This is a genomic window from Shewanella sp. FDAARGOS_354, from assembly GCF_002209245.2.
Taxonomy (GTDB): Bacteria; Pseudomonadota; Gammaproteobacteria; order Enterobacterales; family Shewanellaceae; genus Shewanella; species Shewanella xiamenensis.
Map to the genome: position 1 here is coordinate 716,191 of NZ_CP022089.2, position 16,474 is coordinate 732,664.

The 16,474-nt window shown below is 47.8% G+C and carries 12 protein-coding genes and 1 pseudogene; 5 read left to right on the forward strand and 8 right to left on the reverse strand.

All coding sequences use genetic code 11. The features are described from left to right. Positions 1-9 precede the first annotated feature (9 nt). From CEQ32_RS03325 to pdsR, 4 genes and pseudogenes are all read right to left on the reverse strand, one after another. A complete protein-coding gene (locus CEQ32_RS03325) occupies positions 10-909 on the reverse strand; it encodes an IS982 family transposase (RefSeq protein WP_088585327.1) in 900 nt (299 codons plus the stop codon). Positions 910-1,125: 216 nt separating this feature from the next. After that, a complete protein-coding gene (locus tag CEQ32_RS03330; RefSeq protein ID WP_088585501.1) occupies positions 1,126-2,325 on the reverse strand; it encodes a cystathionine beta-lyase in 1,200 nt (399 codons plus the stop codon). 125 nt (positions 2,326-2,450) lie between these two features. Beyond that, positions 2,451-4,610, reverse strand: a pseudogene (gene pdsS / locus CEQ32_RS03335) (proteobacterial dedicated sortase system histidine kinase). A gap of 32 nt (positions 4,611-4,642) precedes the next feature. Then, a complete protein-coding gene (gene pdsR / locus CEQ32_RS03340; protein ID WP_037418159.1) occupies positions 4,643-5,335 on the reverse strand; it encodes a proteobacterial dedicated sortase system response regulator in 693 nt (230 codons plus the stop codon). Between the two features lie 232 nt (positions 5,336-5,567). Between pdsR and pdsO the strand changes: the two genes are divergently transcribed. From pdsO to CEQ32_RS03355, 3 genes are read left to right on the forward strand one after another with little or no spacing between them, the layout of a single operon-like run. Continuing rightward, positions 5,568-6,365, forward strand: coding sequence for a sortase-associated OmpA-like protein PdsO (gene pdsO, locus CEQ32_RS03345; RefSeq protein ID WP_088585502.1), 798 nt, complete (start codon positions 5,568-5,570; stop codon positions 6,363-6,365). Positions 6,366-6,410: 45 nt separating this feature from the next. Next, on the forward strand, positions 6,411-8,678 hold the full coding sequence (locus tag CEQ32_RS03350) for a marine proteobacterial sortase target protein (protein ID WP_088585503.1): 2,268 nt from the start codon (positions 6,411-6,413) through the stop codon (positions 8,676-8,678). 9 nt (positions 8,679-8,687) lie between these two features. Further along, the gene (locus tag CEQ32_RS03355; RefSeq protein ID WP_088585504.1) at positions 8,688-9,368 is read left to right on the forward strand and encodes a class GN sortase; all 681 of its coding nucleotides are present in this window, start codon (positions 8,688-8,690) and stop codon (positions 9,366-9,368) included. Positions 9,369-9,479: 111 nt separating this feature from the next. Here CEQ32_RS03355 and CEQ32_RS03360 read toward each other — a convergent pair whose 3' ends face one another. After that, positions 9,480-10,505, reverse strand: coding sequence for a GGDEF domain-containing protein (locus tag CEQ32_RS03360; protein ID WP_069454818.1), 1,026 nt, complete (start codon positions 10,503-10,505; stop codon positions 9,480-9,482). 159 nt (positions 10,506-10,664) lie between these two features. On the opposite strand from CEQ32_RS03360, the gene CEQ32_RS03365 reads away from it, so the two are divergent. Beyond that, entirely contained in the window at positions 10,665-12,290 is a 1,626-nt protein-coding gene (locus CEQ32_RS03365; RefSeq protein ID WP_069454819.1) for a M28 family metallopeptidase, read from the forward strand. A 293-nt stretch (positions 12,291-12,583) separates the two neighbouring features. Here CEQ32_RS03365 and CEQ32_RS03370 read toward each other — a convergent pair whose 3' ends face one another. The 3 genes from CEQ32_RS03370 to CEQ32_RS03385 form a co-directional block, all read right to left on the reverse strand. Next, on the reverse strand, positions 12,584-13,447 hold the full coding sequence (locus tag CEQ32_RS03370; RefSeq protein WP_037418173.1) for a hypothetical protein: 864 nt from the start codon (positions 13,445-13,447) through the stop codon (positions 12,584-12,586). A gap of 576 nt (positions 13,448-14,023) precedes the next feature. After that, the gene (locus CEQ32_RS03380; protein ID WP_037418145.1) at positions 14,024-14,983 is read right to left on the reverse strand and encodes an ATP-grasp domain-containing protein; all 960 of its coding nucleotides are present in this window, start codon (positions 14,981-14,983) and stop codon (positions 14,024-14,026) included. Between the two features lie 20 nt (positions 14,984-15,003). After that, complete coding sequence (locus CEQ32_RS03385) at positions 15,004-15,462, reverse strand: DUF413 domain-containing protein (RefSeq protein ID WP_037430721.1); 459 nt, start codon at positions 15,460-15,462, stop codon at positions 15,004-15,006. 108 nt (positions 15,463-15,570) lie between these two features. Here CEQ32_RS03385 and hdfR point away from each other — a divergent pair, with 108 nt between their 5' ends. Beyond that, the gene (hdfR, locus tag CEQ32_RS03390; RefSeq protein WP_088585506.1) at positions 15,571-16,431 is read left to right on the forward strand and encodes an HTH-type transcriptional regulator HdfR; all 861 of its coding nucleotides are present in this window, start codon (positions 15,571-15,573) and stop codon (positions 16,429-16,431) included. Positions 16,432-16,474 lie beyond the last annotated feature (43 nt).

Genomic DNA, 16,474 nt, shown 5'->3' on the forward strand with positions numbered 1-16,474 from the left:
CAGATCTGGTTAAGCCAGCACTAAATTAGAGCTATCTAACAGTTCAAGCTCCTGAGCTGTTAGATTTAACGATGGCTTTTCTTCTTTTAAACAATATGCAATCAATCCACCAAGTAGATTGAGCATGAACCCATGCTCGCTGCGGTGTCTTGAGTGTTCAATATAGGAAATGTTCTTCAATTGGTCATTCACTGTTTCAATGATGAATCGCTTTTTTAAGATTGCTCTATCCCATAGAGAAATAAACTTTTTCTTCATGTTCTTACGAACTGTGGTGATTAACTCAACGCCCTTTTCCAAAAGCTCACCTGTTAGGGCTTGGCTAATATAGCCTTTATCACCATAAAGCTTACCAAAAAGAGACTCAGCCATTTCACTGACAGGTTGCCTGTCATCGACATTACCTTTCGTCAGTTTTAACGCTACAATTTCACCCAAGTGATTGATAATAAGATGCAGTTTAAATCCAAACGACCAGCCCATAGTTCCCTTTCCATGTTCGGCAATGCCTTCAAAAACCTTATTTCGCTTCGCTCGAATAATATGACAGACTTCAATTTTAGTGGAGTCGACAAACTGAATTCCCGTTGGCTTTCCAAGCTTTGAAGTCAGATAGCTACACATAGGGACAACGACGCTAGGCATTAATGCAAGGAAACGAGTGTAGCTCAACAACTCTGGAAAATAGGGTTTTAGCTGGCGACAAACATAGTGCAGATAATAATTTTTGAAATCTCGGTAATGTGATTGATGGAAATGAATGATAATGGTCATCACTTCTGCGGGAGAAAGGCGACAAGGTCTATTACGCTTCATTTCACCATTATCAAGCAATAAGCGTTGCCAATGTGGGATAAATAACTGACAGAAATCATCGACATCACAGTAAGTTTCAACTAGTTTGTTCATGCTCGTTCCTTTTTCTAATCACTCTTGGTCGAATGATCGGATCAGGGAACGAGCATTTAGTTCCTTTTGGGAGCTAAATTCTTATCCGAAGCTCAGGTAAAATAGTAAAAGTGGGTAAAGCCGAAGTCAAAATAAGGTGGGCTTAAACGAAGGCGGGGCAAAATGAAGGCGAGATAATTCCCGCCTTCATTGTTTAACATATAAGTTGTTTAAGCCTTATTTGGCCTTGGCAGCAAGTACGGCATTAAAGCGCTCGAAGCCTGCGCTGAGATCGGCAATTAAATCATCGGGATCTTCTAGGCCAATATGCACACGGATCAATGGTTTGCTTGCATCCCATTGAGTGGCGCTACGGATTTTTTCAATTCCGAAAATCCCTAGGATCAGACTCTCATAACCGCCCCAAGAAAAGCCCATTTTAAAATGCTGCATATTTTCAACAAGTGCGGTGACCGCCTCCTGATCCCCTTGCTTTAATACAAAGGAAAACAAGCCATTTGATGCGCTAAAGTCGCGTTTAAAGAACGCATGTCCTGGGCAGGTATCAAAGGCGGGGTGACGTAAATGGTCAACCTCGGGGCGCGTTTTCAACCAGTTAGCCACTTTAAGGGCATTTTTTTCATGCTGCGCCATGCGCACGCCTAGGGTGCGTAATCCGCGTGTGGCGAGATACACATCGTCGGGGGAGGTGGTTTGCCCCAATAAATAACTGCGCTCACGCAGCTGCGGCCAGTACTTTTCGTTGGCGGTCGCGGTGCCAATCATTACATCAGAGTGACCGACGATATATTTGGTTGCAGCCTGAATCGACACATCGACACCCATCTCGAAGGGCTTGCTATTGATTGGCGATGCCCAAGTGTTGTCAAGAATAGTCACTAATCCGTGTTCATGGGCGATACGGCATAGAGTAGGGACGTCCTGCACTTCCATGGTGATGGAGCCGGGAGACTCCAAAAATAGCACCTTAGTATTGGGGCGGATAAGCGCGCGAATACCTTCACCAATCAGGGGATCATAATAGGTAGTCTCAATATTAAAGCCCGCCAGAATATGGCTGCAAAGATCGCGGGTTGGCTCGTACACACTGTCGACCATCAGCAGGTGATCGCCCGCCTGTAAAAACGATAATAAAGCCGCGCTAATCGCTGCTGCACCCGAGGGATACAGCGCCGTACCTACGCCACCTTCGAGCTCACTGATCGCCGCCTGAAACGCAAAATGGGTTGGGGTGCCGCGGCGGCCGTAAAACATTTCGCCATTGGTTTTGTTTTTGGCGGCGTGACGCATATCTTCCATGGTGTCGAAGACGATAGTGGATGCGCGAAATACGGGCGGATTAATCACACCCTTGGTCCATTTTTTATCTCGACCGACGCTGACGATTTGGGTGGCTAGCTGATGTTTATCTGTCATAGGGCTTACCTTGGCGAGTCAGTTTTTATGTTGTTATCCATTGTGATGGCCGTCATCTTAGCATCTGCCCGTGAAAATGGCAGGAGGCAAACAGATGAGTTTGCCTCAAGTTGTAAGTCTTTGTATTAGCTAAGCGGCAGGGTGACCAGAATATCGACCCCATCGTTTTCGCTGCGATTACGGGCCAAAATTTTCCCTTGGTGGAATTCGGTCACAAGCCGCGCAATATATAAACCTAAGCCAAGGTGAGGTTTATCTTGAGCTTGATTGGCCCGCACCTAGACCATGGAATCGAAGATCTGCTCCGACATATCCACTGGCAACTGTGGTCCTAAGTTACTGATAAGCAGAGTAGCCTGTTTGCCAACTTGGGTGAGAGTCACTTCAATCGCACTGCCTTGATGACAAAACTCGATGGCGTTGGCGATAAGTTTGTCCATCAATTGGGCGATGTATTCGGGCACGCCCTGCATCATCAACGGCTGCTCAGGCACTTTGACGCTAAATTGCTGCTCAGGGTAGGTCATTTGATAGCCTTGCATACAGCCGCTCACCACTTGGGACAGCGGGAACTTAGTCACATCTGCCTGAGTGAGGCTCTGCTCGAGGCGCGTTGCTTCACTCATATTGTTCAAAATCATGCTTAAACGGCTTACCCCTTCTTGGGCGCGGTCGACATATTTTTGGGTGTCTTTATCTAAGGTTTGCAGATTTAAGTGTTCTAAAGAGGAGCGCACCACTGCCACCGGCGTGCGTAGTTCATGGGACAGGCGTGACGACATATTCTCCAAATAATGGGTGTATTGGCCCAAACGGCCGACAATGCTGGCAAAACTGCGGGATAAGTCGCCAATCTCGTCCCGTGCCTTGGAGGGTTTTAAATGGTTCCGCACACGGCCTTGGCTGTCGATGGCATTCTCGGCTTCATCGCGCAGTTTGCGGATACGATTCGAAATACTCGAGGCAAAGAAAAACAGCGCTAAGGTGCCCATACTCATAATGGTCAGGATCACGTTAAACAGTTTTTCCAGCGCGCGGTTACGCAGGGTGCGAATACCGTGGGTGGTTTCTTCGGCCACCACGGCGCCCATCACATTGTTATCAATCCAAATGGGGCTCGCGGCCGCCAGCACCACGGCCTTATTGTCCGGCGTCAGTCGCCAGGTCGAGCTTTGTTGTCCCGCAAGTGCCTTTTGAATATGGCTACCGTCTAGCTCGGTCGAGTCCTGTAGGGAATCGATAAAATCCTTCGGCGGTTTAGTGAGGATTTTATAGTAGAGCGGGTGCAGGTAGTCGCGCTGAAAACGTTGCCACATCGAGTTGCTGTTTTCATCATCGAGGGTGCGCGTCCACACACTGTTGCTGTCACGGATATCGCCAGACTTCGCGAGCACACGGCCGTGTTTATCGACCACCCAAATCCGCGAGCTATAGTGGCTCATCCCTTTGATAATATTTTCAATTTCGGGTGATGGCACTAATACTGTACCGAGTTTGTCGACGGTATCTAAGGCTGAGGTGCCAACCACTGCGGTCACATCACGGTATTTGCTGTCGTTGACATCGGCAATGGCAAATCCTAGTTTGCTGCCCACCATATCCAAGGGGATACGCAGTTCGATATTGTAGCCCACATCCGTGGTGGCCCATTGCCCTTGAATACGCACCTCGGGTGTCACTGGCACGGTTTGTTTAGGATTTGCGGGCAGCTCGAAGGCACTGATCCAACCGGGCTGGGTCGTAGCCACGATATAACGCTTAAATTTATTGTCGGGAGCAAGGGTCGCAATCGACAGGTGATCGTTTCTATCGACGCTTAAGGCATTTTTACCCCGAAACACCACATTGGGATCGACCACCTGAAAAAAGGCATACAGATAACCATCGTACTGACCCACCATATGGGTAAAACTTAAGGTGAGCGGCGTGCTGGGATCGGCACGCATGATGAGATTCGCCTCACCGTACTGGATAAATCTGTGCTGATATTCCTGCCATTCATTGAGTTTGCCATCGAGCAGAATCGCGCCCGCTAAGGGGTAAGCATAGAGATCGCGACTCTTTTCCACCTGCTTTAAAAAGCTCGCCTGACCGTCGAACAGCTTGGGGCGCTCGTGCAGTGCGGTCGCTAAGGCTTGGGTGGTGCCCTCTAAGGTGCGTTCCTGACCGTGGCGCAGGTATTTTTCCATCTCCCACACATATTGGTACCCCAGCCAAGGTAGGCAGAGTAAAAACAGGCTGAGGCCAATAACTTTAGTGCGAAGACCGAAGGGAAAACGTGTCATAGAATGCTGGCTAATCTGCTACTTGGCATGGTTTAGGCTAGGCTGTCCCAGCGATAGCCCATGCCGTAAACGGTATCAATACAATCAAATTCGGGCGCGGCGGCCATAAACTTCTTACGGATGCGCTTCACATGGGAAGTAATAGTGCTGTCATCGACAAAAATCTTTGCCTCCTGCATCAGCTCATGGCGGCTTCGGACGTGCCCCGGGTGTTTGGCAAGGGCGTGCACCATCCAAAACTCGGTGACTGTGAGTTCTATCGGGATCTGATTCCAAGAAACCAGCATTCGATTGGCGTCGATGGTGAGCGGTCCGCGCTCCAGTAAATTCTCCTGCGATGTTTGGCTGGTGGCTAACTCAGAGCGGCGAAACAGCGCTGCTAAACGAGCGGTCAAATGGGGGAAGCTCACTTCTTTGCTCAGGTAATCATCGGCGCCTAAACGCAGGCCGCACACAGTATCAAAATCGCTATCCCGCGCGGTTAAGAAGATGATCGGCAGAGTGTTTGACATGGCGCGTAGGGACTGACACAGCATAAAACCGCCGTCAATCTCATTGCCAAGGCCAATATCGATAATGGCTAAATCCGGCAGACGGGTATTAAATGCCAACATGGCCGATGGCCTGTCGGCATAGGTTTGCACACTGTAACCGTGTTGCTGCAACACATCCTTGTAATTTTCGCGAATGGCCGCTTCATCTTCCACAATGGCGATACGTTTCATTTAGCCATCTTCCTATTGACTGCTGGGGATAAGTTTTCGTGACTATACAGGAATTTATTTCTGAGAAAAGCTCCCGAATGCAATTGCCATTTTGTTGCCACAATTGATAGTCGCATTGCCATTTTCCATCCCCGCTTATGCCATGGCACTTGTGTTTAATACGCTCATTCCGTTTTACCCGCCGCGCTAATGACTTAGGCGGGTAAACGCAGCACAAATCAAAAGGAATGAGATGATGAAAAAGACGCTAATTAATATGTTGATCCTAAGTGTGTTCGCCGCGCCCATCGCCAATGTATCGGCAAAGGTGTCGCTTCAAAATCAACCTCTGCTCATAGAGCCACAGACAGAGCTAATGATTGAGCAAGAGGAGGATGACGGCGAAGCGCTGATAGGTCTTGGCGGCGGAGCGCTACTTGGCGCCCTAGTGGGCGGCCCCGTTGGCGCCATTATCGGCGGATTTACTGGCACCTTAATCGGCCAGTCGGTATCTGATACCGACACGGTTAAAACTCAGCAACAACATATTGCCTTGCAGCGTCAACAATTGACGAGCTTATCGGCCAAACAACAGGCTAGCGAGCAACGCGCCGTCGAATACGCCTTAACCCAAAAGCAACTCGATGAACTGCTCGCCGAGCAACAACAACTGTTTAGTGAATTGGCGCTGGGTATGAATGTGCAGTTTCGTACTGGCTCTGCGGAGCTTGAAAGCCATTTTTTGCCCCAATTAGACAATGTCGCCAAGGTGATGAAGCGCTTGAGCGAGTCCAATCTCGAGCTGAAAGGTTATGCCGACCGCCGCGGTGATCTGGCCTACAACCAAGCGCTCTCGGAGCAACGTTTGTTAGAAGTGCGGGGCTACTTGATTAAACAAGGCGTAGCCCCCGAGCGGATCACCACCCAAGCCTTCGGCGCCGGAATGCCACTCAATGATCAGCAAGACAGTGAATCCGATGTGTTCGATCGCCGAGTCACTCTGACCATGCAGCCTAACCAAGGGCTGATGGCGAGCCGCGTGACCGAATAATTCAACAATATCAATCGTATTCAATCAAGATCAGGAGCCTTTGTGATGATCACAGGGAAAAGGGTAAAAGAAGTTTGTCAAACACTGGCGATGCTAATGATCGGCGCCTCCATCTGTTGGGGGCTCCCCTTTGCGGTGTTAGCTTCACCAAACAGTGTGGGCACATTATCGGCACCACAAAATATTGCGGCGACCTTCGAAGAACACACGGCGAGCACATTGCCAGCTTTTAGTTTCGATGATGTCACCCAAGGGATGTTGGTGTATCAAACCGCCAGCGGCCGTTTAATGCCATCTTTACCCGTGGACACGCAAGTGTCGATGCAGGTCTCTGGGTTAACCAATAGGGTGAGCGTAAAGCAGGTGTTCAGTAATCAAACGGGATTTGTCCTCAATGGCCGCTATCTGTTCCCTTTACCCAATGAGGCGGCAGTAGACTCACTGCGTTTACATATCGGTGAGCGGATCATCGAAGGTCAAATTCACCTAAAACAGCAAGCAAAGCAGATTTTTGAACAGGCCAAAGCCGAAGGAAAACGCGCCAGTTTAGTCAGTCAAGAACGGCCCAATATGTTCACTACCGAAGTCGCCAACCTCGCACCCGATGAAAAGTTGGTGGTCGAAATCAGCTATCAAGAAACCATTCATTATGAAGATGGTCTCTTTAGCCTACGTTTTCCGCTGGTGGTAGCGCCGCGCTATATTTCAGGCCTAACACTCGGTGGGAACCAGAGTGAGCGTATAACCAGCAGCCAAGTCTTCGATGCCGACCGGATTATCGCCCCGATCCGCAACGCCAATAGCGAGGCAGACCCTGTGCTAAAGGCCGATATTAAGGTCAAACTCGGTGAAGGGGTGGACAAATCAGCCGTGGTGAGTCCGTATCATCCCATTACGATAGCGGAAAAACAGGGGCAACTGACGGCGGCCTTAGCTAATCGCGTGCCCGCCAATCGTGACTTTGTGCTGCAATGGCGTCTTAAGCAGGGCAATAGTCCCGTGGCTTGGGTATTCAACCAAGCGGGCAAAACCCATACGGCACAGGACGACAATGCGAGTGCGGATACAGGTCCAACTGGTAATAGTAGCAATACAGATAACTACAGCTTAGTGATGGTTCTGCCGCCCAAAGTCGAGGCCAGTGAACAACTGAACTTGCCCCGTGAGCTTATTTTAGTGATTGATACTTCGGGGTCGATGGCGGGAGATTCCATTATTCAGGCGAAAAATGCCCTGCGTTATGCGCTGCGCGGTTTAAGGCCACAGGACAGTTTTAACATAATCGAATTTAACTCCGATGTGTCTTTACTATCGCCAACACCGCTGCCCGCGACAGCAACTAATCTGGACAAGGCGCGTCAGTTTGTGAATCGTTTGCAGGCCGATGGCGGCACCGAAATGGCGCTGGCTTTAAATGCCGCGCTGCCAAGACAGGCGTTTAACACAGCGTCGGCTGAGGATAAGTCGCTAAGACAAGTGATCTTTATGACCGATGGCTCCGTCGGCAGTGAGTCGGCGTTATTTGAGTTAATCCGCAATCAAATTGGCGACAACCGTCTTTTCACCGTAGGCATTGGCTCGGCGCCGAACTCGCATTTTATGCAGCGTGCGGCTGAACTTGGGCGTGGCACTTTTACTTACATTGGTGATGTGGATGAAGTGGAGCAAAAGATCAGCCAATTGCTGGCCAAAATCCAGTATCCGGTACTCACCGATTTACAGGTGCGCTTTGACGATGGATCTGTGCCTGACTACTGGCCAGCGCCAATCCCCGATCTTTACCGCGGTGAACCGGTATTGATCAGCCTAAAGCGCCACCCACGTGACCCTGAGGAACTCGTGATCTCCGGTCGTCAGGGCCATAAAAACTGGCAACAGTCGTTATCTTTGCAAGCCAATGACGCAAGCCATTCAGTAACTGATGCTGCGCAGCCTGCGGCGGGGCTCGATTTACTCTGGGCGCGCAAACAGATTGCGGCCTTAGAGTTGAGTAAAAACGGCGCTAACGATGACAAGGTCAAAGAGCAGGTCACGGCGCTGTCGCTGAATTATCACTTAGTCAGCCCCTATACCAGCTTGGTCGCGGTGGATTTAACCCCCATCACCACGAATGCGATAAGCCGAGATGCGGTGGTGCGCCAGCATTTACCCTTGGGTTGGCAGCCAATGGGGGTTCTACCACAAACATCGACCTCGAGCCGTTTCGACATGCTCTTAGGGGGCGGCGTGTTACTGCTTGCCTTGATGTTGGCGCTGTCGATTCGTCGCCAGCAGCGGCAGCAACGCGCGCTGTCATTAGCGCTACACACTTGAGTCATGTCCATGAGTATGCGCGTGACTCAACAGATACAAATAGGGTTGCTGGTGGGATTGGTATTAATCGGCATCACGTTGTTTGGAAAAGGATTCTATATGCAAGCGAAAGCACACTTTGCCCAATATTTGATTGAACAAGCTTGGGCTAAAACCTTAATCGATGGTCAGTCCCATAAACCTTGGTCCTGGGCCGATACCTATCCCGTGGCTAAGCTCTCCATCGAGCAGGCTAAAAGACCGAATCACTTCGATGGTCCGGCATCCAACGACAGCTTATATGTGCTGGCGGGCGCATCTGGCCGTAACTTGGCCTTCGGGCCAGCTTTAGTGCTGTCGAGTGCGCCCGCTGGCGCGCAAGGTAATACTGTGATTGCAGGGCACAGGGATACGCATTTTGCGATGTTAAATGGTATCAGCGTCGGGCGTCGCCTAGCGCTGCAAACCGCAGCGGGCAGGGAGATTGTTTACCAAGTGGTGGCGACCCAAGTGGTGCATGAGTCGCAAACTGAGTTGATGGCGCCAAGTGAGGATAATCGTTTAACCCTGATCACTTGCTATCCCTTCGATGTGCTGCAAGGTGGGGCGGAACTGCGTTTTGTGGTACAGGCTATCCCGGTCGAGCCAGAAACTGCAGCTCAATCCGAAGGGGCGACAGTCGATAGGACGTTGGAGCCAAAAGTGGCTTGAACATTCGAGTTGATAGCTTGAGTTACTCGCTACAATGGGCAGGTTGACTGGTAACTAAAAAATTGGCAAATCAATTAGGGCAGAGCTGAAGGCTCTGCCTTAATGTCAGCATTAATTGTTTATTGGCATCACTCTATTACGGCCTAGACGTTTTGCCTCATAAAGCAACTTATCTGTATTTTCAATAAGTTGTATTACTGATTGTCTTTCTTGCCACTGAGATACACCAAAGGAGGCGGTGATATTGTCGATACGTTGATCTTTGCGTCGATCCTTGATGCTGAGTTTTTCAAGCCCACGGCGCATGGCTTCAGCCAGTTGCCTGGTGATTCGTAATTGGCTCTTTGGCACTAAAATGGCAAATTCTTCACCGCCAAAGCGGTACAGCTTACAGCCATCTCGGCAGGCTTCCTGCAAACGCTTTGCAACGACCTTTAATACTTGGTCGCCAAGCTGGTGACCATAGTTGTCATTAAAGGCCTTAAAGTGATCGATATCGACCAAGATAAGACAGGTGCCCTCGGGAGCCTGTGCCAACATGCCTGCGATATCGGCATCAAAGGCGCGGCGGTTTAAACAGCCAGTGAGCGCATCGTAAAGTACATCTTTTTCTGTTTTTTCAAGCTTTTGTTTTAACGCATCAATCTCTGTTTGGGCTTTTTGCAATTGGGTCGTAAAAAACTCGGTGCTTGAGCGAATATTGTCGGCTTCTTTGACTAAATTACGTACTAAATCGAGCACTTGCTCAACACTGAGCGTGCCTTCTTCGACACCATTGAGCTTGGCAAAGTTATTATTAATACAGCTTTGGAAGTCGGCTGCATCAAGATTAGTATCCCGAATCGATTGCGACAGCTCTGTGGCCATGGCCTCTAGATTAAGCCTCATATCACGCACATCAAGCTCAACAGGATCGGCGACATACTGGCGAAACAACAACTCACTGCTCACTGGTGGGCAAGTGTTGTAGTGGGCGATAACCGTATCGAGCTGGGCGTTTAACGCTGGGTTTTGTTCCCCCACGTAGGTATACCACAGAGCATAATTGATTGGCGTTGTGGGAATTTGATGCTTGAGCATTAAGGGAACCGCTTTTTTAAGATTCAAGGCTGCGGTTTGTAATAAATCTCGTGACATGGATAAATTCCAGTAAAAATAATCCGATAAACCATGCATATCACACATGGATAACAATATGGCTCGTCAAATCCCGTTACAACAAAAGCCCAAAAGCTGGGGCAATTACCTGCCACAAGCTTGGGGGGATATGATAGAGTTTATCGCTAAAATTAAATAATGATAATAACTTGGGAGAAAGTCTTGAAAAATTTCATCCTTGCTGGTGCCCTAGGTTCCTTACTTTCACTACCTGCAATGGCTGCCTCTTCCTTCAGCGACAGCCTAGATTTGAATCAGTATCGTACTGATGTCAAAACCTTAGCCAGTGATGCCTTTGGTGGCCGTGCGCCCTTATCCGAAGGTGAGCAATTGACCATCGATTACCTTGAGAAAGCCTTTAAAGAGATGGGGCTCAAGCCGGGATTTGGCGACAGCTATTTGCAGGCGGTACCGCTGGCGAAAATCACCGCCGATCAAAATATGCAACTCGATATCGGCGGACTTAAGTTTGTCAATGGCAGTGAATTTACCGCCAGAACCCAGAGAATTAGCGATAAAGTCAACCTCAGTAATAGCGATGTAGTGTTTGTCGGTTATGGCATTAATGCGCCTGAATATGGTTGGAATGACTATCAGGTACTCGATGTAAAAGGTAAAACCGTGATAGTGCTGGTCAATGACCCTGGTTTTGCAACTCAAGATCCCAAGGTCTTTAAAGGCAATGCCATGACCTACTATGGCCGCTGGACCTACAAATACGAAGAGGCCGCGCGTCAAGGCGCTGAAGCTGTTTTTATTGTGCATGAAACTGAACCCGCAGCCTATGGCTGGGGTGTCGTGCAAAACTCTAACACAGGTACCAAGTTTACCCTCATCGATGCCAACAATAATCAAGGGCAGGTTGGCGTGATGGGTTGGGTGCAACATGATGTCGCCAAAAAGATTTTTGCTAAGGCTGGTATGGACTTTGATACCTTAAAGCAACAAGCCGCTAAGCCAAACTTTAAGGCAATTCCCTTAAAACTCAAGGCGAATGTCAGTTTAAACAATACGATTGAACGCGCCGAATCCCACAATGTGGCGGCACTATTACCTGGAAAAAGCCGCCCTGATGAGGTGGTGATGATGCATGCCCATTGGGATCATTTAGGTACAGTGATAGAAGACGGTAAACCGGAAATCATTAATGGCGCGGTCGATAATGCCAGTGGTGTGGCAGGTGTGTTAGCGCTTGCGCGTTACTTTGCCAAACAAGCAAAAACGGCGCCGCTTGAGCGCTCGATTCTGTTTAGTGCCTTTACCGCCGAAGAAACAGGGCTGATCGGTGCTCAGCATTTTGCTCAGCATCCCAGTGTACCGACCAAAAACATTGTCGCCTTTTTAAATATCGACGGCATGAATATGAACCAAGGGGTAGAATATATTCTGCGCTATGGTGAGGGCGTGTCTGAGTTAGAAGGTTATTTAGATAAGGCCGCCAAGGCACAGGGACGGGTTGTCAAGGCTGATCCTAGACCGCAAAATGGTTTGATGTTTAGATCGGACCACTTCGCTCTGGCCCAGCAAGGCGTGCCCGGCTTGTTATTTATGAGCCTTGGGGATACGGATCCTGACTACATCGCCCATAAATACCATAAAGGAGCCGATGATTATGATCCTAACTGGACCCTCGAAGGGGTGAAGCAGGATTTAGATCTGATGGCGAGTATGTTAACCACCTTAGCCAATGGTAAAGATTGGCCGCATTGGTTAGAAGCATCGGATTTTAAGACTAAGCGTGAGCAGGATGGCCGTAAAAAGTAATTCCGATTAAGGTAAAAAGGACGCTGCTGCGTCCTTTTTTATGTTTATTCAATTAATTAACCTGAGCTCGGGATAAGCAGAGCCGCTGAATAGGCATCTTTTCGGGCGCCTCTCTGCATTGCTCTGTCTCACCATAGCGCGCTATGGCATAAGACTGAGCGCCTTGATATGCGCAAAAATCTGCGCATTCCGTTAGAAAAAAGATTTTTCTTTTCAAAAGAATCATTTATAGCATTGATTTAGTTTGTTAAATTTAGATTTTTTCGACACTGGTTATCCCGAGTTCAGGTTAACTAGAAGGTGTAGCTAACAGAAAGCATGGGGCCGATAAAACTGTAGTAAATATTGTAATCGGCAATTTGAGTCTCTTTATTTGGGGACTTTTGTGCGATATCGACGTCAACTTTGTAATAGTTATAGGCAACACTCATACGCCAATTGGGAGTAATTTGCGCATCTATGCCTAATTTAATATCAACCAACTCGCCTTTGACATCATTGAGGTTGATATAGAAATACTGGGCGTGAGTGGTTAAATCCCATCCAGAAATAAATTCGTAATTAGCATAGACGCCAAAGTCCGGCAGTGGTGCAGTGATATTCTCATCGACAATTTGCGGTATTGCCTGGCTCGCACAGACATTATTCAGTAACTCAGAGGCTTTACAGACGCCGATAATGCCTTCAAATCCTGTCTTGATAAACATTGTGTGTAAACCAAGAGACAAACCAACATCATAGTTACTGCCTTGAATTGCATCAAAACCGTAACCAACACGTAGAATATCGATATTTAAGGTGGAGCTGAGTTTTCCGCCTGCTTTAATATCGTAAATTGTATCGTTAATTTCAATTTGGAAGGGTTTGGAAAGGGCTTGGGTTTCGGCTGTGCGGTGTAGTTGTTTCCAGTCGAGGTAAAGATGATGGCGTTCGTTGAAGTGATAATTTAGCTCAACAAAGGGCAAAAATTCGTTTTCGGCCAGTTGCAGATCGGACTCATAGTTTAAGGTGAAGTTACTCGCGGTATTCGGGTTAGTCACTTCCATATTGGTATCTGACTGCGAATAAAATCCCCCTAGCTCCAAGCTGAATTCGCCCGCCAGCACAGGAGTGCAAGTGAGAAGGGCGATCACTAAGGGGGTTAGACGAGTGGAAATCAACGCTACTCCAGTATTCTTCTTATTATATCCAGCGATAACATCAGACTTAAGTGCCATAAGTTATGAACATTTGGAGTGTATCAGTAAATCTTTAAATGTGAATAAAATGTTTTGGAAAGTGTGAATTTTCGTGATTTAAAACAAAAGTTGTATGGTTAATCGCTTTGGTATTGCAGGCTTGAGGGAGGGATCACAGTAATTTACATCTTGGTGATTAGGGTGTGTTGACGTTTCGAGATTAGATTTTGTTCGTTCTGGCAAGTACGTGCTCGCGAAAGGAGGAATGATGTGTAGTTTACTCAAATGACGAGCGGCTCTTATGACAGAAAGTAAGAGCAAGGGCTTGCCAGACGAACCCTTCGGGCAGCATTTGGCTGGCTTTTCTACTGCGTTATCGTCCATTTATGTAGAATAACTACACTGTACGGACTTTGCCTTGCATAAAAGCCAGCCACATTACTGCAAAAATAACCCTGAAACGTCAACACGCCCTAGTGACGGGAATATGTCGTAAAGCCTAAAAAAACGGCCCAGTAGAGACTGATCCGCCGATAAGAGCTTAACGAGACCGCATCAATTGTTATGCGTGTTAGCGGCCGATGTTGGCTCGCTGCTTTTCTCGTCCTTGTTAAACATGCCTAAACGGATGCGGATAAAGTGCAAAATTTGCGCAGCAATATCCACATTTAAGCACGATTCTAATCCTTCAAACCCAGGTGATGAGTTGGCTTCGCAGATTTTGTAATGGCCGTTATCGAACAATAAATCGATACCTGCCACATCTAAATCGAGAATATTGGCGGTTTGCGTCGCGAGCCATTCGATTTCAGGGGTGATTTCAAAGGGCCTCGCCGAGCCACCCGCGCTGACATTAGCTTTAAAGCTATCTTCTTGCCCACGTCGCTCATAGCAGCCTGCAACGCGTCCGCCAATAGTAAAGACTCGCAAGTCGCGGCCATGACTATTGGCAATGAACTCTTGCAAAATAATGTTGGCGTTTTTATTAGTCGCTTCGATTAGTTGCATTAAGTCATCAAACTCACGGGCTTTGTGTGATAAGAATACACCACTGCCTTGAGAGCCTGAGAGCGTTTTAATCACTACGGGAAAACCTAAATGGCGCTCAACCAGATCAATATCAACCGGGAATTTGACCAACATGGTTTTTGGCGTAGGTAAATTCTTCTCGGCCAACAATTGCTGGGAGAAGAGCTTATCTTTAACAATCTCAATAGCTTTTGAAGGATTTAAACAATACACCCCTAAGCGTTCTAAATGGCGAATGATTGCCAACGCAAAGTAGGTGGTGCCAGAACCCATGCGCGGAATGATAAAATCCGGCAATTCAACGGGTTGTCCATTTAACAAAATACTTTTGTTATCTTCTCTCGTCACGGTGAGATCAAACTCATCCGGCGCATAAACGGCTAATTCAATATTGTCGGCCTTAGCTGCCGCCAACAGACGTTCGATTTCATACCATTCAGGTTTTAGCTGAGTCGCGGTTTCTTTATATAAAATCCAACCACGCATTTAATCGCAAACCTTCATTTTCATGCTTTGTCCTCGGGTTCAGCTTCATCCTGAACATCATCTTCAATTTCAACATCCACATCTACATCGAATGCCGCTTCTGGCTCAACCTCAGGTTTGGTTGCTGGTAAATGAACCGTGCCAACCACTGCATAAAAGGGCTTACCCCGGGCGAGTTTGCGGTACTTTAACCAGATCTGCTCTAACAAGCTACTCGGAGCGATGTTTCCTTTGATGACTTCGACAAATTGTGCTTCGTCGGCGGTCACTGGGAGTGTTTTGCCTTCAGCAAGGTTTTTCATGGCATGACCATGTAATTCGAGCAGTTCGGCTTCTTTACTTGTGAAGTCGCCACTGCGCTTAAAACCTTTGGGGAAATTAGTATCGTCGTAAAAGCGTTTGTGAGATACAAAACTGGCAGCTGAGCCGTTCAGCGTCTCAGAACCCCTGTTAGCGTTTGAAAAAGACTGTTCAGACATGGCTGTTACCTTCTAGATTTTGGTATACAAAGATTTGCAAGTGGAGTATTGGCTAGTATTATTGATTTATAAATCAAAAAAATTTGCCTATGTTGGTCAAGAATTTTTATGGATACCGATTTACTAAAGACCTTTCTGGAAGTCTCTCGTACCCGCCATTTTGGTAAGGCAGCGGAAAACCTCTACCTTACCCGTAGTGCGGTAAGTTTTAGAGTTAAACAGCTTGAGAGCATTCTTGGTGTTGCCTTGTTTGAGCGCCAACGAAATAATATTCAGCCGACCCCTGCTGGGGAACGGATGTTGGGCCATGCGGAAGCGGTATTGACAGCATGGGAGCGCGCCAAGCAGGATGTTTCGCTTAGTCAGTTACAATCGACTCAATTAGCGATTGGCGCGGGCCCCAATATTTGGGATGCCTATTTACAGCGGTATTTACAGCATCTGCATGTGGGACTTCCTGGGGTTGCATTGCGGACCGAGGTTTTGCCACTCACCGTAATGACACGGCAATTGATGGATAGGACTCTCGATCTGGCGATCTCTTTTGATCCACCCAAACTTGACCAATTTGAATTAATCCAATTAGGCCAAATCAATTTGCTGCTGGTATCTAAATCCCGGGATGTGTCCGTTAATAAGGTGCAAGCTGGACAATATGTCAAAGTCGATTGGGGGACGGCCTTTAATATTATTCATGCGCAGGAATATGCGGCTTTACCTGTGCCAACTTTACATACCAGTTCGGCTCGAATCGCCTTAGATTTTATCTTAAATAACGGCGGCTGCGCATTTTTACCCGAGCATTTGGTGCAGCCTTTGCTTCAAAGAGGCGAACTGAATTTGGTCGCGGGGGCGAGTGCGATTTCACGCAGTGTGTATGTCGCCTATTGGGCTGAAAATGACAGACTAGAGCAAATTAAGCAGGCGATAAGTTTTTTAGCGGATAAGCTCGTAATCGAAGATAACTAAATTTGTTGAGTTGGATAAAAAACGCCTTTGGGATAATTCCTAA

Excerpts from the sequence above, each read along its gene's own strand:
- CEQ32_RS03355 (WP_088585504.1), top strand. The coding sequence starts at position 8,688 with ATGAGTATGCGCGTGACTCAACAGATACAAATAGGGTTGCTGGTGGGA.
- hdfR (WP_088585506.1), top strand. The coding sequence starts at position 15,571 with ATGGATACCGATTTACTAAAGACCTTTCTGGAAGTCTCTCGTACCCGC.
- CEQ32_RS03385 (WP_037430721.1), bottom strand. The coding sequence starts at position 15,462 with ATGTCTGAACAGTCTTTTTCAAACGCTAACAGGGGTTCTGAGACGCTG.
- CEQ32_RS03380 (WP_037418145.1), bottom strand. The coding sequence starts at position 14,983 with ATGCGTGGTTGGATTTTATATAAAGAAACCGCGACTCAGCTAAAACCT.
- CEQ32_RS03350 (WP_088585503.1), top strand. The coding sequence starts at position 6,411 with ATGATCACAGGGAAAAGGGTAAAAGAAGTTTGTCAAACACTGGCGATG.
- pdsR (WP_037418159.1), bottom strand. The coding sequence starts at position 5,335 with ATGAAACGTATCGCCATTGTGGAAGATGAAGCGGCCATTCGCGAAAAT.
- CEQ32_RS03360 (WP_069454818.1), bottom strand. The coding sequence starts at position 10,505 with ATGTCACGAGATTTATTACAAACCGCAGCCTTGAATCTTAAAAAAGCG.
- CEQ32_RS03325 (WP_088585327.1), bottom strand. The coding sequence starts at position 909 with ATGAACAAACTAGTTGAAACTTACTGTGATGTCGATGATTTCTGTCAG.
- pdsO (WP_088585502.1), top strand. The coding sequence starts at position 5,568 with ATGATGAAAAAGACGCTAATTAATATGTTGATCCTAAGTGTGTTCGCC.
- CEQ32_RS03330 (WP_088585501.1), bottom strand. The coding sequence starts at position 2,325 with ATGACAGATAAACATCAGCTAGCCACCCAAATCGTCAGCGTCGGTCGA.
- CEQ32_RS03365 (WP_069454819.1), top strand. The coding sequence starts at position 10,665 with ATGATAATAACTTGGGAGAAAGTCTTGAAAAATTTCATCCTTGCTGGT.